Source organism: Roseateles sp. GW821-FHT09G03 (genome assembly GCF_059416045.1).
Genome location: NZ_JBWKOK010000007.1, coordinates 208,287 through 223,295, shown reverse-complemented (window position 1 = coordinate 223,295; position 15,009 = coordinate 208,287). Strand labels below are relative to the sequence as shown.

The window sequence follows — 15,009 nt, the reverse complement described above, 5'->3', positions numbered from 1 at the left end:
GCCGAGTCGGTGCGCGCGTCGTCGCCGGAATTCAGCGCTTCACGTACGCATCGATCGCCTTGCGCGCCAGGAACGACTGGTCGCTGAACAGGCCGTCCATGCCGAGCTTGAGGAAAGCCTCGATCTGGCCGGCGAGGTTGCCGATCGCCGCCGGATCGGCGCTGCTGTCGAAGTCATCGGGCAGGAAGACGTTCTCCGCGCGGAAGGTCCAGCCGTGCACGATGAGGCCGGCCGCGTGCGCGTCCTTCACCAGCGTCGTCGGCGTGCCCAGGCGGCCGGCGACCAGCGGGATCATCAGATTGGTGTTCGCGCCGATGCCCTGCGCGTAGCTGGAGATCTCGGCCAGGCCGGCCGGCTTGACGAGGTCCGCATAGGTGCGCGTGTCGCCGCTCGCCGTGAAGTCGTAGGGTTGGCCCGATCCGTTGATCAGTTGCACCAGCGGCACCCGCGTCATGCGGTTCAGCTTGCGCAGGTTGCCGACCTCGAAGGACTGGATGAAGACCGCCGAGTCCGGGCTGCGATAGCCGTACTTGTTGAGCATGCGGACCAGCGGTTCCTCCAGCGGCTTGCCGATGCCGGCGAAGTAGGTCGGGTGCTTGGTCTCGGGGTACACGCCGATCGGCTTGACCTTCTGGCCATGGTGACCGTGGCCGCGGCCGTCCCTGCCGTCCTTGGACGCTTCTTCCCTGCGGCGTTCGTTGGCCTGCTGGACCAGTTGCAGCACCTCCTCGAAAGTGGGCACCTCGAACATGTCGTTGAAGCGCGTGTTGCCCGGGCGGATCTGCGGAATGCGCTCGCGGGCGCGCAGGGTCTTGAGCTCGGCCAGCGTGAAGTCCTCGGTGAACCAGCCGGTGATCGCGACGCCGTCGATGGACTTGGTCGCCTTGCGGGACGCGAACTCGGGCCGCTCGGCGACGTCGGTCGTGGCTTCGCGCACCGAGCCGTCGGGATTCAGGATCGCGATGGCGTTCTCGTGGCGCGCGACCAGCACGCCGTCCTTCGTCAGCACGAGGTCGGGTTCGACGTAGTCGGCGCCTTGCTCGATCGCCAGCCAGTAGGCGGCGAGCGTGTGCTCCGGGACGTAGCCGCTGGCGCCGCGGTGCGCGATCAGCAGCGGCTCCTTGGCGCGCGGCGGTTGCTGGCCGCCATGGGCGCAGGCGGCGGTCACCAGCGAGACGGCCGTGAGGGTCGAGAGGACGGCAGTGCGAAGCAGCTTCATGCGGAGGTCTCCTTCGGGTGGATGCGACAGTCGGCGCGTCGTGATCCCGAGTGTTCGCGCGGGATCACGACCGCGTTGGAAAAACGTGAGGCCAAGTGGCGACCGAAGGGTAGGGCCAGGCGGATGAAGGTTTGATGATGACCCTGATGAGGGCAGGTCCCCTGAAACAGGTCTTACAAAGCGCCGGGGCCATGCGCCGCGCCGCGCTTCGCTGAGGAGACGCCGGGCGTCAGGACGCGAGCGGCAGGACCTCGTCGCCTTCGCTGGCGCGGCAGTCCGCCGGCAGCGGTTCCCAGCCGCGGCGGACGACGATCGTCGAGCCGGTGGCGCAGAACTCGACGCGTTGCGCATCGGGCACGAGCCGATGCGCGAAGGCCTCCAGCGCCGTCGGTGTCGAGACCTTCAGACGCATCGCGTAGAGATCGTCGATCGGGTGATCGTCACTGTGGATCAGCGGCACGAACTGGGCTGCGAACATGACCGCGTGAGACGGCACGACGACCGGCGCGGGGTCGTAGCCGAGCGCCTTCAGCCACTGCTGCGCCTGCAACCGTGTCGGCGTGCGGCCATCCGGTGGAGGAGCGCCGTCGGGGCGCGCATCAGCAGCCACAGCCGCACTGTCGTCGCGCGGTGCCCAGGCGAAGCCCATCAATTCCGCCACCCATTGGTTGCAATTCTGATATTGCGTGCTGAAGGCGTAGGCGCTGGCGCTGTATCGCGGCGACAGCAGCGCGAGCGCGCGCCGGTTGTCCAGCGCGCTGGCGGCGAGCCGGGCGCCTTCGCGCTCGGGCAGCGTGACGATCGAGAGCCGGATCGGCTCGGTGCGGCCGGCGCTCAGCAGGAAGCCGGCGAGACCCTGGTCGTAGAGCTTCGCCTGGGATTCGTCGCAGGCGTAGTAGAGCTGCCGCACCGACCACGGGCTGTTGCGGCTGTCCTTCAGCGCGATGCCGCTGTGGGAGTACTGCAGGTGGAAGCGGCTCAGGTCCGTGCCGGAGCGCGAGACGAGCGCGGCGGAGGCGCCGCTTGCTTCCAGAGCCCGCCGCGCGATCGCAACGACCTGAAGCTGGCGGTCCTGCTCGGTGGCGCTGACTTCGTTGCCACGATCGCAGAAGGTGGCGGCTTGCGAGGTCGACGCCGCAGCGAAAGCGGTCATCGCGACGACTGCTGGCGCGAGGCCGCGAAGCACCGGGATGATGCCGGTGCCGCTCAGGGTGGGTCGACTTGCCGCCCGAGCCCGCGTGCGGGGCCCGGCGGGGATCACAGCGTCACCGGATGCGATTCAAGCTCGCGGTGCCAGTCGTCGTGCAGCGCGAGCAGGAAGGCCTGCTTGTTCTCGGCACGGGCGAACTCGTAGCCGTAGTCGCGCTTCTGCGCCAGCACGTGGTCGCCGACGCGCAGCGGCTGGCCGGCGATGGCCTGCTTGGGCACGTAGAGGAAGAACTCGGTGCCGCCTTCGGCGCGGACCGGCTGCAGGCGCAGGCGCTGCGTGTCGGCGCGGCCGGCGGCGTCCTCGACGGCGAGGACCTTGTACTCGCCCTCGGCGACCTTGCGGTCCTTGCTGGAGCTGTCGCTGGACTGGCCGATCGAGTCGGACAGCTGGCGCGAGGACACCGAGCCGGCGCTCGAGGCGGAGGTGGCGATGCTCTCGGCATGCGCCGGCAGCGTCGCGAAGCCGGCGAGTGCGGCGATGGTCGCCGCAGCGGCGGAAGCGAGGGAGAAACGGGAAGAGCTGTGGCGCATAAAACCGTCCATGGGCTGGTCAGTCCGGCCGCGGAACAGCGGCCGGACGGCGCAAGCATAGGGGATGCGACGACATGATCAGGTTTCCGTGTCTGCACACGTCGCAAAGGTCTTGCGCGCGCCTTCGATCTGTTCGCTCAACATCCTTTGATCGACCGGATTCTCCAACTCGTAATCGGCGCGAACTCGCCGGTCGCGTTGCGCCCTCATCAGAAGGCCGAGCGCCCGAGAGCGTTCCGCGATCCTTGCATCGCACATGGGGTCAGGATCCCTGAGACAGTTGATCAACCACACATGAACGCTCCCGGATTTCGGCGGTTCTGGACGATTCGGAAGAAGACTGACCCACGCTAGGCACCGGTGATAGGCAGCGTAGTACGCGCGGGACACTGCGGATCGGCGCCGAGCCTCCGATGTGAATCCGTTGGCAAGCGCCTCCGCGTCCTTGAGGAGTTCTTTGGGAGCGATGGACTTCATGGTGAGCTATTCCTCGTCTCCATCGTCGTCGTCCCCGTCGAGAGCCGGATGCGGACAAGCGCTCCAGTCCTTGGGCTGACAAGGGTGGATGGACCTGAAGCCCACCAGGAATCCGCCGCTGCGACGGTGACAATGCACGGCGTTCATCCGTAGTTCGTCCTCGAGCTCGTAAGTGCGATCGTCGTCCGTATCGACACTGAGTGTCACGCGCGCAAATTGGAAACCGTCCTCCGCCAGACAATGGCTGATGTCCACGGGCCCGCTGCACAGGCGCACCGAGTTGTTCGCCAGAACGCCGAGCGCCAGCCTGACCTCGAGGTAGGCATCGACGCATGTCTCCTTGTTCTCTTCGAACAGCCGGCAGAGCACTTCCCGGACCTCCTCCCAGTCGATGTGCCTGAAAACCGGGGCGGGGATCTGGCCAATCACATAGGGGTTGGTCTTCTCCGGATATCGAAGCAGGTGGAGCAGCGCATCCAGCCCTTCAGTCCATGCGGGCGCCGGTATCTCCTTCTGCAACGCCGTCGGCACTTCGACGGACGCCTGTCCCGGCGTTTCCAATTCCTTCAACACTGCACTCATCTCGCTCATCCTTTCAAGCTGCGAAGTCATCGTCAATGACCAGCAGTTTCGGCAGGCGGCGCGATGAAATCACTCCCTCGCAAGAGCGCTTCGATGGGGGATACACCTCTGAGTAGGTCATTCCCCCGACGAATGCAGATTGGTGGGATTGGGGTTCGCAGGGCTTAGTTGAGCTCCCCGGCCGGCACCACCGGCAGCACGATGCTCGACGGCCGCAGCGACCCGGCGTGGATCGTCGTCACGTTGCCGTTGGCCTGCTGCTGCAGCGGCGTCGGCCAGATGCCCTGGGCCTGGTTGCTCGCGCTGATCGCGATGCGAAGCCGGTGCCCCGCGCGGACCAGGGCCGCGACCGGGAAAACCTCCACCGGCACCAGCATCGGCTCGTTGGCCACCACCGGCAACGCCGCGCCCGCCGTGAACGGATGCCACGGCTGGATCATCGTGCCGTTGACGAAGCGCGAACGGCTCGTGTCCACCGCGCGGTGCGCCGCCGACATCAGGCCGTGCGTCAGCGGCTTCACCGCGCCGGTGGACGGATCCACATCGTCGATGCGCACCGACAGCGCCGCCTGCGATCGCGACGCCGAGATCCACAGGTCCGCCTGGACCGGCCCGTTCAGGTAGAGGTCCTGCGCCAGCGGCGCGGTCTCGTAGACGGCCGCGCCCTGCAGCGACTCGACCTGCGCGCTGTCCGAGTAGCACGGCCGGGGCAGCAGCCCCGCCAGCCCCAGCGTCCATTGCACCTGGCTCGCCGAGCAGTCGCTGTGATCGCGGATCTGCACGCTCGCGGTGAAGATCGTGCCCAGCACCGTGCCGCGCGTGGCCGTCGGCGCGGGCGGCTCCGAGACCGTCCGTCCGGCCGCGACCGCCGGGATGCCCGACGCCAGGCTGCCGTCCGGCTGCAGGTACCAGCGCTGCGGCGCCATCTTCGGATGCGGCCAGTCGCTCGCCGTCGCGAACCTCGGCTTGCCGCCGCTGCCGTAGCCGTCGACGAACTGCGTCACCGTCGGCAACGTGTCGGCGCCGGCCGGGCGGCCCTGCAGATACTGGTCGAACCACTGCAGCAGCAGCGAGGTCGTGCTCGGCGGTCCGTACGACGGCGCGCCGCCGAAGCCGCTGATCCCGCCTTGCACCGACTGCAGGTGCGAGCCCGGCAGGATCGCCAGCTTCGCGGGCACGTTGCGCTTGAGCTGCTCGTAGAGCAGCGGCTGGTCGCGTTGGAAGATGTCCAGCGAGGCCCCGACGATGAAGGTCGGCACGCGGATCCGACCCGCACTCTCCACCGGCGAGCGGCCCGCCCAGAACGAGCCGTCGTCGGTCGCGATGCCGCTCGTATTGCCGACGAAGCCGTCGAAGGTCGGCGCATACCAGGTGTCGATCGCCGCGACGTGATCGCCGGTCGCGGCGTTGATCTGCGTCGCGTACCAGGGATTGAGCAGCAGCTCCGGCGCGTTGGCCACGCTCAGCGACTGCGTCAGCGGCAGCCAGGTGCTCAGGAACTGCGCGTTGAAGAGACCACCGGTCGCCGCGACGCCGCGGTAGGCGTCGCCCATCGGCACCGTCGCGAAGGCAGCCTTGATCGCCGGGTGCTGCTGCCCCGCCGTCAGCAGCGAGCTGATGCCGAGGTAGGACGTGCCCGCCACGCCGATGCTGCCGTTGAAGAAGGACTGCCGCGTCACCCACTCGACCGCCTCGCGGTAGGCCTGCTGCTCGTCGGGGCCGATCAACTGGGTGACACCGCCGCTCATGCCGGTGCCGTGGGCGTCGATCGCGACCGTCACGTAGCCGCGGCGCACCATGAACTGGTCCAGGCCGCCGATCAGCAGCGTGTTGCCGCCGGCCGGCGTGAACACGCCGAGGAACTGGCCGACATCGATCCGGTAAGCGGTCTGCGTCAGCACGACCGGATAACGCCCGGACTTCGGGAAGCCCAGGAAGTCCGCCGGCATGGAGACCAGCACCGCCAGCTGCTTGCCCGATGAGAGCCGGATGAACTGCAGCGGCAGGGTGACCGCGCGGGGATGGTCCGGACCGCGCGCGTAGGCCGCGGACGGCCAGGTCGCGCCGGCGTTGGCGGTGACGGCGGGATTCGGCGCGGCGGTCGTGCCGCGCGTGCCCAGCGTCGTGGTCTGCGCGGCGGCGCCGAGCGCCGTGCCGGCGGCCAGCGCCACCAGCAGGGCGCGGCATCGCGCACGGCGGCGTGCGAGCCAGGGGCGGACCGTACCGCGCTGCGTCGGAAGGGCCAGGGTCATGTCTTGTCTCCAGGTCCCGAGGGTCGGGTGGTCGCTGAGCGACTCTGTGGGGGCATGAGCCGCCGACTATGCCAGGACCGTGCGCGATGTCACGCCCGCCGGGCCTGGCGCTGTCGGGTTCCGCCGTCCCGGCGGCGCTGTAGGTCAAGTCCCTACAGCAGCTGCGGCAGGCGGCGCTCATCGCGAGTGGCAGCCGCTGGATGGCGGCAATGAGGCCCAGCGACGACGATGACATCCATGAACATCGCCGTCATCGAAGACAACGTCCCCGTCCGCCAGCTCCTGGTCCGCCGTGCCCAGAAGCTCGGCGGCATCACCGTCGTCGCGCAGGCCTCCGGCGAGGACGAGGCCGTGGACGCCGTCATGGCCACCACGCCCGACGTCGTGCTGCTCGACCTGAACCTGTCGCAGGGCACCGGCCTGTCGGTGCTGTCCCGCCTGCGCGATCGCGACTACGCGGGCCGCGTCTTCGTGCTCAGCGCGGAGGACGCCGCCACCCACGCCGCTCCGTGCCGCCGCGGCGGCGCCGACGCCTTCTACGACAAGGCCTTCGACTTCGAAAAGCTGCTCGCCGACCTGCACGACCTGTGCCGGCGCGGCGCTGCCAACGTCCCGTGGAGCGCCGGCCCGCGTGCCGTCGCCAACGGCTGAGTCACCGATCCACGAACCGGCACCCAAAGACCGGACCATCCGCATCCACCGACCTGGGAGGACCCGCCATGAAGCTCACGATGACACTGCCCCGGCTGCCGTTCCCGCTGCCGACGCTGTCCTGGGCGCCGCGCGGTCCGATGGCCTCCTGGCTGCTGGTCGGCAACCTGCTGATGATCGTCGCGCTGGCCGCGATGACCGCGCTCAGTCTCTGGAACCACCGCGAGACCGAGACCGACCGTGCCCGCGACGTGGTCGAGAACCTGGCGCAGAACATCGCCGTCGAGGTCGGCGCCGAGCTGCGCAACACCGACAACGCGCTGGCCACCATCGCGCTGCGCTACCGCAGCACGCGCCAGTCCCCGGACCAGGCGGCGATGGTCGCCCGGCTGATCGACGAGCAGCGCGGCCTGCTGCCGCAGGTCGTCGCGCTGCGCGTGACCGACATCCACGGCACCGTCACCACCGGCCTGATGCCCGGCGAACGTCCCTTCAACGTCGGCGACCGGAGCTACTTCTCGCAGGCGCGGCTGACCGACACGATGGTCGTCTCCGAGCCGTTGAACAGCCGTGCGCAGAACCACTGGTGCATCATCCTGGCGCGCCGCCTGATCGACCATGACGGCAACTTCGACGGCATCGTGTATGCCGTGGTCACCGCGCAGCACTTCGTCGACCGCTTCAGCGGCGTCGCGCTGGGCCCGTCGGGCGCCGTGTCGCTGCGTTCGCAAGGGCTGAACCTCGTGGCGCGATATTCCGCCAGCGAGCCAGCCTCGACCAAGGGTTTCGGCGCGAAGCTGCTGTCCGAGCAGGCGATGCGTTCGCTGGCTCAGAACCCGGAGCGCGGCGTCTACATCACGCCGACGGCGCTCGACCGCGTGGAGCGCGTCACCGCCTACCGCAAGGTGCCGGGTTATCCGATGACGCTGTTCACCGGCATGAGCAGCAGCTACTTCCTGGCCGGCTGGCGGGGCCAGGTCGTGCAGCAGTCGCTGCTGGCGGCGCTGGTCGCGCTGGCGGTGGCTGCCGCGTCGGCGCTGATCCACCGGATCCACCGCCGCGAACGCCGCGCCAAGGATGCCGTGCAGCAACTGGCGCGCGAGCAGGAAGCCATGCTGCAGAACGACCTGATCGGCATGGTCCGCATCCGCGACAGCCACGCGCTCTGGAACAACCCCGCGATGGAACGCATGTTCGGCTACCTGCCCGGCGGGATGGTCGGCCAGTCCGCGCAGGCGCTCTTCCTCAGCCCGGCGGAGCACGCCCGCGTGCGCGATGCCAGCCTGGCGACGATGCGCTCGGGCGGCCGCTTCCATACGCAGCTGCGCATGCGGCGGCTGGACGGCGCCGAGTTCTGGGTCGACCTGCACGGCACGGTGCTGTCGGAGTCGGAATCGATGTGGATGCTCGTCGACATCGATGGCCTCAAGCGCAGCGAGGAGCAGGCGCAGCACCTGGCGCTGCGCGACGTGCTGACGGGCTTGCCCAACCGCCGCCTGTTCCAGGAGAAGGTCGGCGATGCGATCAACGCCGCGCGCCGCACCGGCCGCGGTTTCTCGGTCTGCTACCTGGACCTGGACGGCTTCAAGGCCATCAACGACCAGCACGGTCACGAGGCCGGCGACGAGGTGCTGAGCGAGATCTCGCGGCGCCTGCAGGACCTGGTGCGCAGCAACGACGTCGTCGCCCGCCTGGGCGGCGATGAGTTCGCCATCCTGCTCTCCGGCGTCACCCGGCCGGAGGACGTCGAGCAGACGCTGCAGCGCTGCCTGTTCTCGATCCAGCGCCGCATCACGCTGGACAGCGGCGAGAAGGTGTCGGTCGGCGCCAGCATCGGCGCGGTGATCGGCGGCGGCGGCGACGTGTGCCGCGAGCTGCTGCACGCGGCCGACGAGGCCATGTACGCGGTCAAGCGCACCGGCAAGGGCCAGATCCGGATCGCCGGGCATGTGCAGTCCGAATGGGCCGTGGCGGCCTGACGTCGCGGCGGCCGGTGCGGGAGCGCGGATGCCCCTGCAACGGGTGACAGCGCCCGGGGCCCGGGCGACTGCCGTATCGCTTCATTCAACTTCGGTGCAGGATGCGCCGATGTCTTGGGAAGCGCCCCGGCGGGACGTCGGCTAGGAATCCTGATCTAGCGCGCCCCGCGCCGGGGATGTCATTCAAATCTGTCCAATGGGAGGAGAGATCCAATGAACATCGGCACCTGGCGTTTGTCCACGCAGTTGACCGTGTCCTTCGTGATGCTGGTGGCGCTGTGCGCGCTGGTCGGCGGCATGGGCCTGCTGCAACTCAACCGCGTGCATGACAGCACGAACGAGATCGCCGAGGACTGGTTGCCCAGCATCCAGAACATGGCGGCGATCCGCGTGAAGGCCAACCAGATCCGGCGCATGGAGCCGGACCATCTGCTGTCCGACGACCCGCAGGAGATGGCGCAGATCGAACGCAACATCGCGCACGCCCGCAAGGAGCTGGCCGACGCGGAGAAGGCCTACCTGCCGTTCATCACCAATGACGAGGAACGCCGGCTCTACGCCGAGGTCGTCGCCGCGCGCGACACCTACTTCGCGGCGCAGGAACGGCTGCTGCATCTTTCGCGCAATGACGGCACGGACGCGGAGGCGAAGGCCTTCTTCCGCGCCGATTCCCGCAACAGCTTCAACAACTGGGTCAAGGCGATCGAGCGCAGCGCGGACTACAACGCCGCCGGCAGTGAGCAGTCGCGCCTGGATGCGGCCAGCAGCTATGCCGCCGGGCACGGCTGGAGCCTGTCGCTGACGCTGGTGTCGGTGGGCGTGGCCATCGGGCTGGCGCTGCTGCTGCTGGGGCATGTGCGGCGCCAGCTCGGCGGTGATCCGGCCGAGGCGGCCCGCCTGGTGCGGCAGGTCGCGGAAGGCGACCTCAGCGGCGAGATCCACGTGCGGCCCGGCGACGACCGGAGCCTGATCGCGGCGCTGAAGGCCATGCAGACCGGCCTGCGGCAGGTGGTCGGCGGTGTGCGCGAGGGCAGCGAGTCGGTGGCCAGCGCCAGCGGCCAGATCGCGATGGGCAATCACGACCTGAGTCAGCGCACCGAGGAACAGGCCAGCGCGCTGGAGGAAACCGCGGCGACGATGACCGAGCTGGGCGAGACGGTGCTGCAGACCTCCGAGAACGCGCAGCAGGCCGACCGGCTGGCGCGGTCCGCCAGCGAGGTGGCGCATCGCGGCGGCGCGGTGGTGACGCAGTTCGTCGAGACGATGCGCGGCATCGACGAGAGCAGCCGCCGCATCGCCGACATCATCGGCACCATCGACGGCATCGCCTTCCAGACCAACATCCTGGCGCTGAACGCGGCGGTGGAGGCGGCGCGGGCCGGCGAGCACGGCAAGGGCTTCGCGGTGGTGGCGTCCGAGGTCCGCGCGCTGGCGGGACGCAGCGCGGAGGCGGCCAAGGAGATCAAGTCGCTGATCGCCGCCAGCGTCGAACGGGTGGAGCAGGGCTCGGGCCTGGTGGAGCAGGCCGGCGCCACGATGACGGAGATCGTCGCGGCGATCGGGCGCGTGACCGACGTCGTCGGCGAGATCAGCAGCGCGACGCGCGAGCAGTCGCAGGGCGTGAATCAGGTCGGCGAGGCGGTCAACCAGATGGACCAGGTGACGCAGCAGAACGCTGCGCTGGTCGAGGAGTCCGCCGCCGCCGCGGAAAGCCTGCGCCAGCAGGCGCAGGCCCTGGTCGCGTCGGTGGCGAAGTTCCGGCTCGGCTGACCTTTCTCCCTCTCCCGCTTGCGGGAGAGGGCAGGGGTGAGGGCCAGCAGCCGACGCCAAGCTCAGACCGGGACCGGGAAGTCGACCTCCGTGTCGTTGACCCGGTTCACGAGATTCGTGAAACCGATCAGCGAGATCGTCAGCAGCGCCTCGACCACCTGCGCCGACGTCCAGCCCGCAGCGAGCACGGCCTGCACACGTTCGGCGGCGACCGTGCCGGTCGTCGCGCTCACATGCCGCGCGAAGTCGACCAGCGCCTGGCGCTTGATGTCCTCGACGCTGTCGCCGCCGCGCAGCTGGCGCAACTCATCGCCCTTCAACCCGACCATCTTGCCGATGGCCGAGTGCGCGGCCACGCAGTAATCACAGCCGTTCTGCGCGCTGACCGCAACGCGGATGGCCTCGATGTCGACCTTGGAGAGCGCGCCGCGCGACAGGGCGGCGTCGCCTTCGAGCGCCACCTTCAGCGCGGCGGGACTCAGCGAACCGATCAGCGCGTAGGCGTTGGGCACCTTGCCGGCGCTCTTGCGGATGGCGTCGAACAGCGGTTGGGCCGCGGCGGGCGCGTCGGCGATGGCGGGAGCGGAGAGGCGGGACATGGCATTTCCTTTCGAAGTGGGTGGGCCGTCATTTCCGGGGTGTTCGTCGAGGCCTCTTCTGAAGGCGTTTCCCGGGAGGGCGGCGCTGCATCGCTGCAGTGACTCCACTGTAGAAATCGCCGCCGCCGGCGCCCATGCTCGTCCGAGCCTGTCTAATGCCCGTTCGTTTCAGACGGGCCTGAATGACGGGCCTGAACGACGGGCACGATCGACGGTCAATGGGAGGAGAGCCGATGGTGGAAGGGAAGGACGGCGCGGGCTTGCTCGACCGGCTGCTGGCGTTGGTGGACGTGGACGGGCGGCTCGACATCCGCTGCGATCTCGGCGTGGGATGGGCACTGGCGCAAGCGGCCGAGGCCGGCCATCACATCCCCTTCCACGTGCTGCTCGACGGCGAGGCCGTCGTCGACGCCGACGGCCTGCGCGCCGCGGCCATGCGCGCCGGCGATGTGCTGATGCTCCCCGGTGGCGGCGCGCACCAGCTCCGCGACCGCGATCCGGCCAGCCTGCACCGTCCCGGCGAGGGCACGCTGCTGTGCGGGCGCTTCATCGTCCCCGCCGCGTCGGCGAAGCTGATCCGCGCGCTGCTGCCGCCGGCGATGGTGGTCCGGTCGCCGGGGCCCGGCTCGCGCCTGACGCGGCTGCTGGGCTTGATGCGCGAGGAGGCCGATGCGCCGGGCGAGGGCGGTGCGGCCCTGCTGCGACACCTGTCCGGCGCGCTCTTCGCCGTCGCGCTGCGCGCGGCGATGGGAGAGAACCTCTCACCGACCGTGGATGCGCCCGGCGTCCTCGCGCTCGGCGCGCATCCGCGCCTGGCGGCGCTGGTCGTCGACCTCCTCGGGAACCTGGCGCAGGACTGGACCCTCGACGGGATGGCCGACCATGCGGCCTTGTCGCGCTCGTCGCTGATCCGCAGCTTCCAGGCTGTGGCGGGCGTGTCGCCGGCCGAGTTCCTGACGCAGGTCCGGATGACCGAAGCCGCCCGCCGGCTGCGCGCCGGGCGCGAATCGCCAGCCGCCATCGGCGAAGCCGTCGGTTATGCCTCCGAAGCGGCGTTCCAACGCGCGTTCAAACGGGAGATCGGTGTGACGCCGGCCGCTTGGCGCGATGGGGCGGAGACGCTCGGGTCATCGGCCGGCAACGCGGCGCTCCCGGTGCGCCAGCGGCTTGGCTGAGGCCGCCTGACTCCGCTTGGCCAAGCGCGGGCACTCCACGATGCATGGGGCATCGCGTCCGCGAACCCCAAGCATCATTCCGGCCCCACGGGCAGCGCAGCGTGCGGGCCAGACATCTCTCACGGCGCAGCGATCGCCACCACGGCCTTGCCGATGTTGCGACCGTCGAGCAGGTCGATCAAACCCTTCGGGGCGAGTTCGAGTCCGTCGACGACATGCTCCAGCGCCCGGACCTCGCCCGCGGCGATCGCCGCGGTCATCTCGCGCTGGAACGCCTTGAAGCGCGCCATGTCTTCGCCGTAGTGGTCCAGGACGATGAAGCCTTCCATGCGGACGCGCTTCTGGAGCACCGTCGCCAGCAGCTTCGGCAGACGGTCCGGGTCGGTCGCGTTGTCGATGCCGGCCTCGTTGTAGTGCGCGATGAAGCCGCACACCGGAACGCGCGCGCCGATGTTCAGCAGCGGCAGCACCGCGTCGAGCACCTCCCCACCGACGCTCTCGAAGTAGACGTCGATGCCGTCCGGTGCTGCTTCGCGCAGGCGCTCGGAAAACTGCGGATCGCGCCGGTCGACCGCCGCATCGAAACCGAAGGTGTCGATCAGGTGCCGGGTCTTGTCCGCGCCGCCGGCGATGCCGACGACGCGCGCGCCCGCCCGCTTCGCCAGTTGCCCCACCATTGCGCCGACCGCGCCCGTCGCGGCGCCGACCACCACGGTCTCGCCAGCGCGCGGGCGTCCGATCTCGGTGAGACCGACATGCGCGGTGAACCCGGGCATGCCTGCCGCGCCCAGCGCGAGCGAGGGCCGCGTCATGTCGCCCAACGCGATCAGGTCACTGCCGTCGCTCAACGCGAAGTCCTGCCAGCCCGCGTTGGACAGCACGAGGTCTCCGGCGCGAAAGTCCGCGTGCCGCGACTCGACCACCCGGCTCACCGTGCCGCCGACGATGACGTCGCCGAGGGCGATCGGCGGCGCGTAGCCGGGTCCGACTTCCTCCATCAGGTTGCGCATGTACGGGTCCAGCGACAGGTAGAGCGTTCGAAGCAATACCTGACCCTCAGTGGGAGCGGGGATAGGCTGCGACTCGAGGCGGAAGTTCTCCGGCACTGGCCGTCCCGCAGGGCGGGCCGCCAGCACGATGCGGCGGTTGAGGGTCGGCGCCGAAGCAGGTGTCGAAGTCGAAGAGGCGGTCATGCGAAAGCCTTTCCAGTGATCGAAGGACGTCAGGGACGCCAGGGACATCGAGGCGGCCGAGGCCTTGCGCGTCAGGCCTTCGCGACGCGCGGTCCGTGGCGCAGCGTGAGCAGCGTGCCCAAGGTGATGGCCGCCGCCGCGAAGGTCGGGCCGCCGAGCGCGCCGATGTGGTCCACCAGCATCCCGCCGCCGATGGCGCCGCTGGCGATGGCGATCTGGAAGGCGGCGACGAGCAGGCCGCCCGCGCCTTCGGCCTGGTCCGGCGCCGCGCGCACGATCCAGGTCTGGAAGCCGACCGGGAAGGCGCCGAAGGCGAAGCCCCAGAGCACGACCGCCACTGCGGTGACCCAGGTCGAGCTGCCCGCCATCAGCAGGGCGGCCGCGAGGACCACGATCAGCGAGCCGCCGGCGACGATGGCGCGCCGCTCGCTGCGTTCGGCGAGGAAGCCGCCGACGAGGTTGCCGAAGAAGCCGCCGATGCCGTAGCCGAGCAGCACCGCCGAGATCATCGAGACCGGCAGGTGGGTGATGTTCTCCATCAGCGGCCGGATGTAGGTGAAGCCGGCGAAGTGGCCGGAGATGACGAGCAGCACCGCCAGCAGCGCGACGCGCACGCCGGGGCGGGTGAGCAGTTCGCCGAGGACGCGCAGGTTGGGGTTGTCCTTCGGGGGCAGCTTGGGCAGGGTCAGGAGTTGCGCCGCCAGCGTGACGAGGCTGAGCGCGCCCGCCGCGACGAAGGCGCTGCGCCAGCCCCACATCTCGCCCATCCACGCGCCGATGGGCGCGGCGCAGACGGTCGCGACCGAGACGCCGGCCAGGATGACCGACATGGCCCGCGCGAACAGGTGCATGGGCACGAGCCGCATCGCCAGGGCCGCGGCCATTGACCAGAAGCCGCCCAGCGCCACACCCAGGATCACGCGCGCCGCGAGCAGCACGCCCAGGCTGGAGGCGGTGACGGCCATGACGTTGGACAGCACCAGCAGCAAGGTCAGCGCGATCAGGACGAGGCGCCGGTCGAAGCGCTTCGTCAGCAGCGGGATCGAGGGCGCCGCCACGGCGCCGACCAGCGCGGTCGCCGTGACGGTCTGGCCGGCGGCGCCGGCGCTGATGTTCAGGTCGGCCGCCATCGCGGTGAGCAGGCTGGCGGGGAGGAACTCCGCCGTCACCAGACCGAAGACGCCGATGGTCAACGAGGCGATCGCGGCCCAGTGGGCGTGTTCCTCGGCAGCGGGGGCGGCAGGGGCGGGGGAGGCCGCCGGGGTGTGAGGGGCGTCGAGGCAGTCGGTGCAGGTGGAAGACACGGCTGGGTAGAGGGACAGTGGGAATGGTCTTCAGCTTATGGGTAGGATTCAGGCGTTTCCATGCCGGA

Annotated in this window: 13 protein-coding genes; 4 read left to right on the top strand and 9 right to left on the bottom strand. The window is 69.7% G+C overall.

Going from position 1 to position 15,009, the window contains the following annotated elements:
• Window positions 1–31: 31 nt before the first annotated feature.
• The 6 genes from AC07OZ_RS23985 to AC07OZ_RS23960 form a co-directional block, all read right to left on the bottom strand.
• A complete protein-coding gene (locus AC07OZ_RS23985; protein ID WP_495469581.1) occupies window positions 32–1,219 on the bottom strand; it encodes a glycerophosphodiester phosphodiesterase in 1,188 nt (395 codons plus the stop codon).
• A gap of 229 nt (window positions 1,220–1,448) precedes the next feature.
• Window positions 1,449–2,372, bottom strand: a complete 924-nt coding sequence (locus AC07OZ_RS23980; protein WP_495469580.1) for a DUF2145 domain-containing protein — start codon at window positions 2,370–2,372, stop codon at window positions 1,449–1,451.
• Between the two features lie 104 nt (window positions 2,373–2,476).
• Entirely contained in the window at window positions 2,477–2,959 is a 483-nt protein-coding gene (locus tag AC07OZ_RS23975; protein ID WP_495469579.1) for a hypothetical protein, read from the bottom strand.
• Between the two features lie 78 nt (window positions 2,960–3,037).
• A complete protein-coding gene (locus AC07OZ_RS23970) occupies window positions 3,038–3,436 on the bottom strand; it encodes a hypothetical protein (protein ID WP_495469578.1) in 399 nt (132 codons plus the stop codon).
• Between the two features lie 6 nt (window positions 3,437–3,442).
• Window positions 3,443–4,018 (bottom strand): hypothetical protein, encoded by a 576-nt coding sequence (locus AC07OZ_RS23965; RefSeq protein WP_495469577.1) that lies wholly within the window; start codon window positions 4,016–4,018, stop codon window positions 3,443–3,445.
• 164 nt (window positions 4,019–4,182) lie between these two features.
• Window positions 4,183–6,270, bottom strand: a complete 2,088-nt coding sequence (locus AC07OZ_RS23960) for a CocE/NonD family hydrolase (RefSeq protein ID WP_495469576.1) — start codon at window positions 6,268–6,270, stop codon at window positions 4,183–4,185.
• A gap of 237 nt (window positions 6,271–6,507) precedes the next feature.
• Between AC07OZ_RS23960 and AC07OZ_RS23955 the strand changes: the two genes are divergently transcribed.
• From AC07OZ_RS23955 to AC07OZ_RS23945, 3 genes are all read left to right on the top strand, one after another.
• Window positions 6,508–6,921 (top strand): response regulator, encoded by a 414-nt coding sequence (locus AC07OZ_RS23955; protein ID WP_495469575.1) that lies wholly within the window; start codon window positions 6,508–6,510, stop codon window positions 6,919–6,921.
• Between the two features lie 68 nt (window positions 6,922–6,989).
• Window positions 6,990–8,900 (top strand): sensor domain-containing diguanylate cyclase, encoded by a 1,911-nt coding sequence (locus AC07OZ_RS23950; protein ID WP_495469574.1) that lies wholly within the window; start codon window positions 6,990–6,992, stop codon window positions 8,898–8,900.
• 213 nt (window positions 8,901–9,113) lie between these two features.
• Window positions 9,114–10,670, top strand: a complete 1,557-nt coding sequence (locus AC07OZ_RS23945; protein WP_495469573.1) for a methyl-accepting chemotaxis protein — start codon at window positions 9,114–9,116, stop codon at window positions 10,668–10,670.
• A 62-nt stretch (window positions 10,671–10,732) separates the two neighbouring features.
• On the opposite strand, the gene AC07OZ_RS23940 is transcribed toward AC07OZ_RS23945, so the two are convergent.
• A complete protein-coding gene (locus tag AC07OZ_RS23940) occupies window positions 10,733–11,269 on the bottom strand; it encodes a carboxymuconolactone decarboxylase family protein (protein ID WP_495469572.1) in 537 nt (178 codons plus the stop codon).
• 233 nt (window positions 11,270–11,502) lie between these two features.
• On the opposite strand from AC07OZ_RS23940, the gene AC07OZ_RS23935 reads away from it, so the two are divergent.
• On the top strand, window positions 11,503–12,444 hold the full coding sequence (locus tag AC07OZ_RS23935; RefSeq protein ID WP_495469571.1) for an AraC family transcriptional regulator: 942 nt from the start codon (window positions 11,503–11,505) through the stop codon (window positions 12,442–12,444).
• A 119-nt stretch (window positions 12,445–12,563) separates the two neighbouring features.
• On the opposite strand, the gene curA is transcribed toward AC07OZ_RS23935, so the two are convergent.
• Both curA and AC07OZ_RS23925 read right to left on the bottom strand, forming a co-directional pair.
• Complete coding sequence (gene curA, locus AC07OZ_RS23930; RefSeq protein WP_495469570.1) at window positions 12,564–13,637, bottom strand: NADPH-dependent curcumin/dihydrocurcumin reductase; 1,074 nt, start codon at window positions 13,635–13,637, stop codon at window positions 12,564–12,566.
• A 71-nt stretch (window positions 13,638–13,708) separates the two neighbouring features.
• Window positions 13,709–14,941 carry an MFS transporter gene (locus tag AC07OZ_RS23925; protein ID WP_495469569.1) on the bottom strand — a complete coding sequence of 411 codons (1,233 nt, stop codon included), beginning with the start codon at window positions 14,939–14,941 and terminating at the stop codon, window positions 13,709–13,711.
• Window positions 14,942–15,009 lie beyond the last annotated feature (68 nt).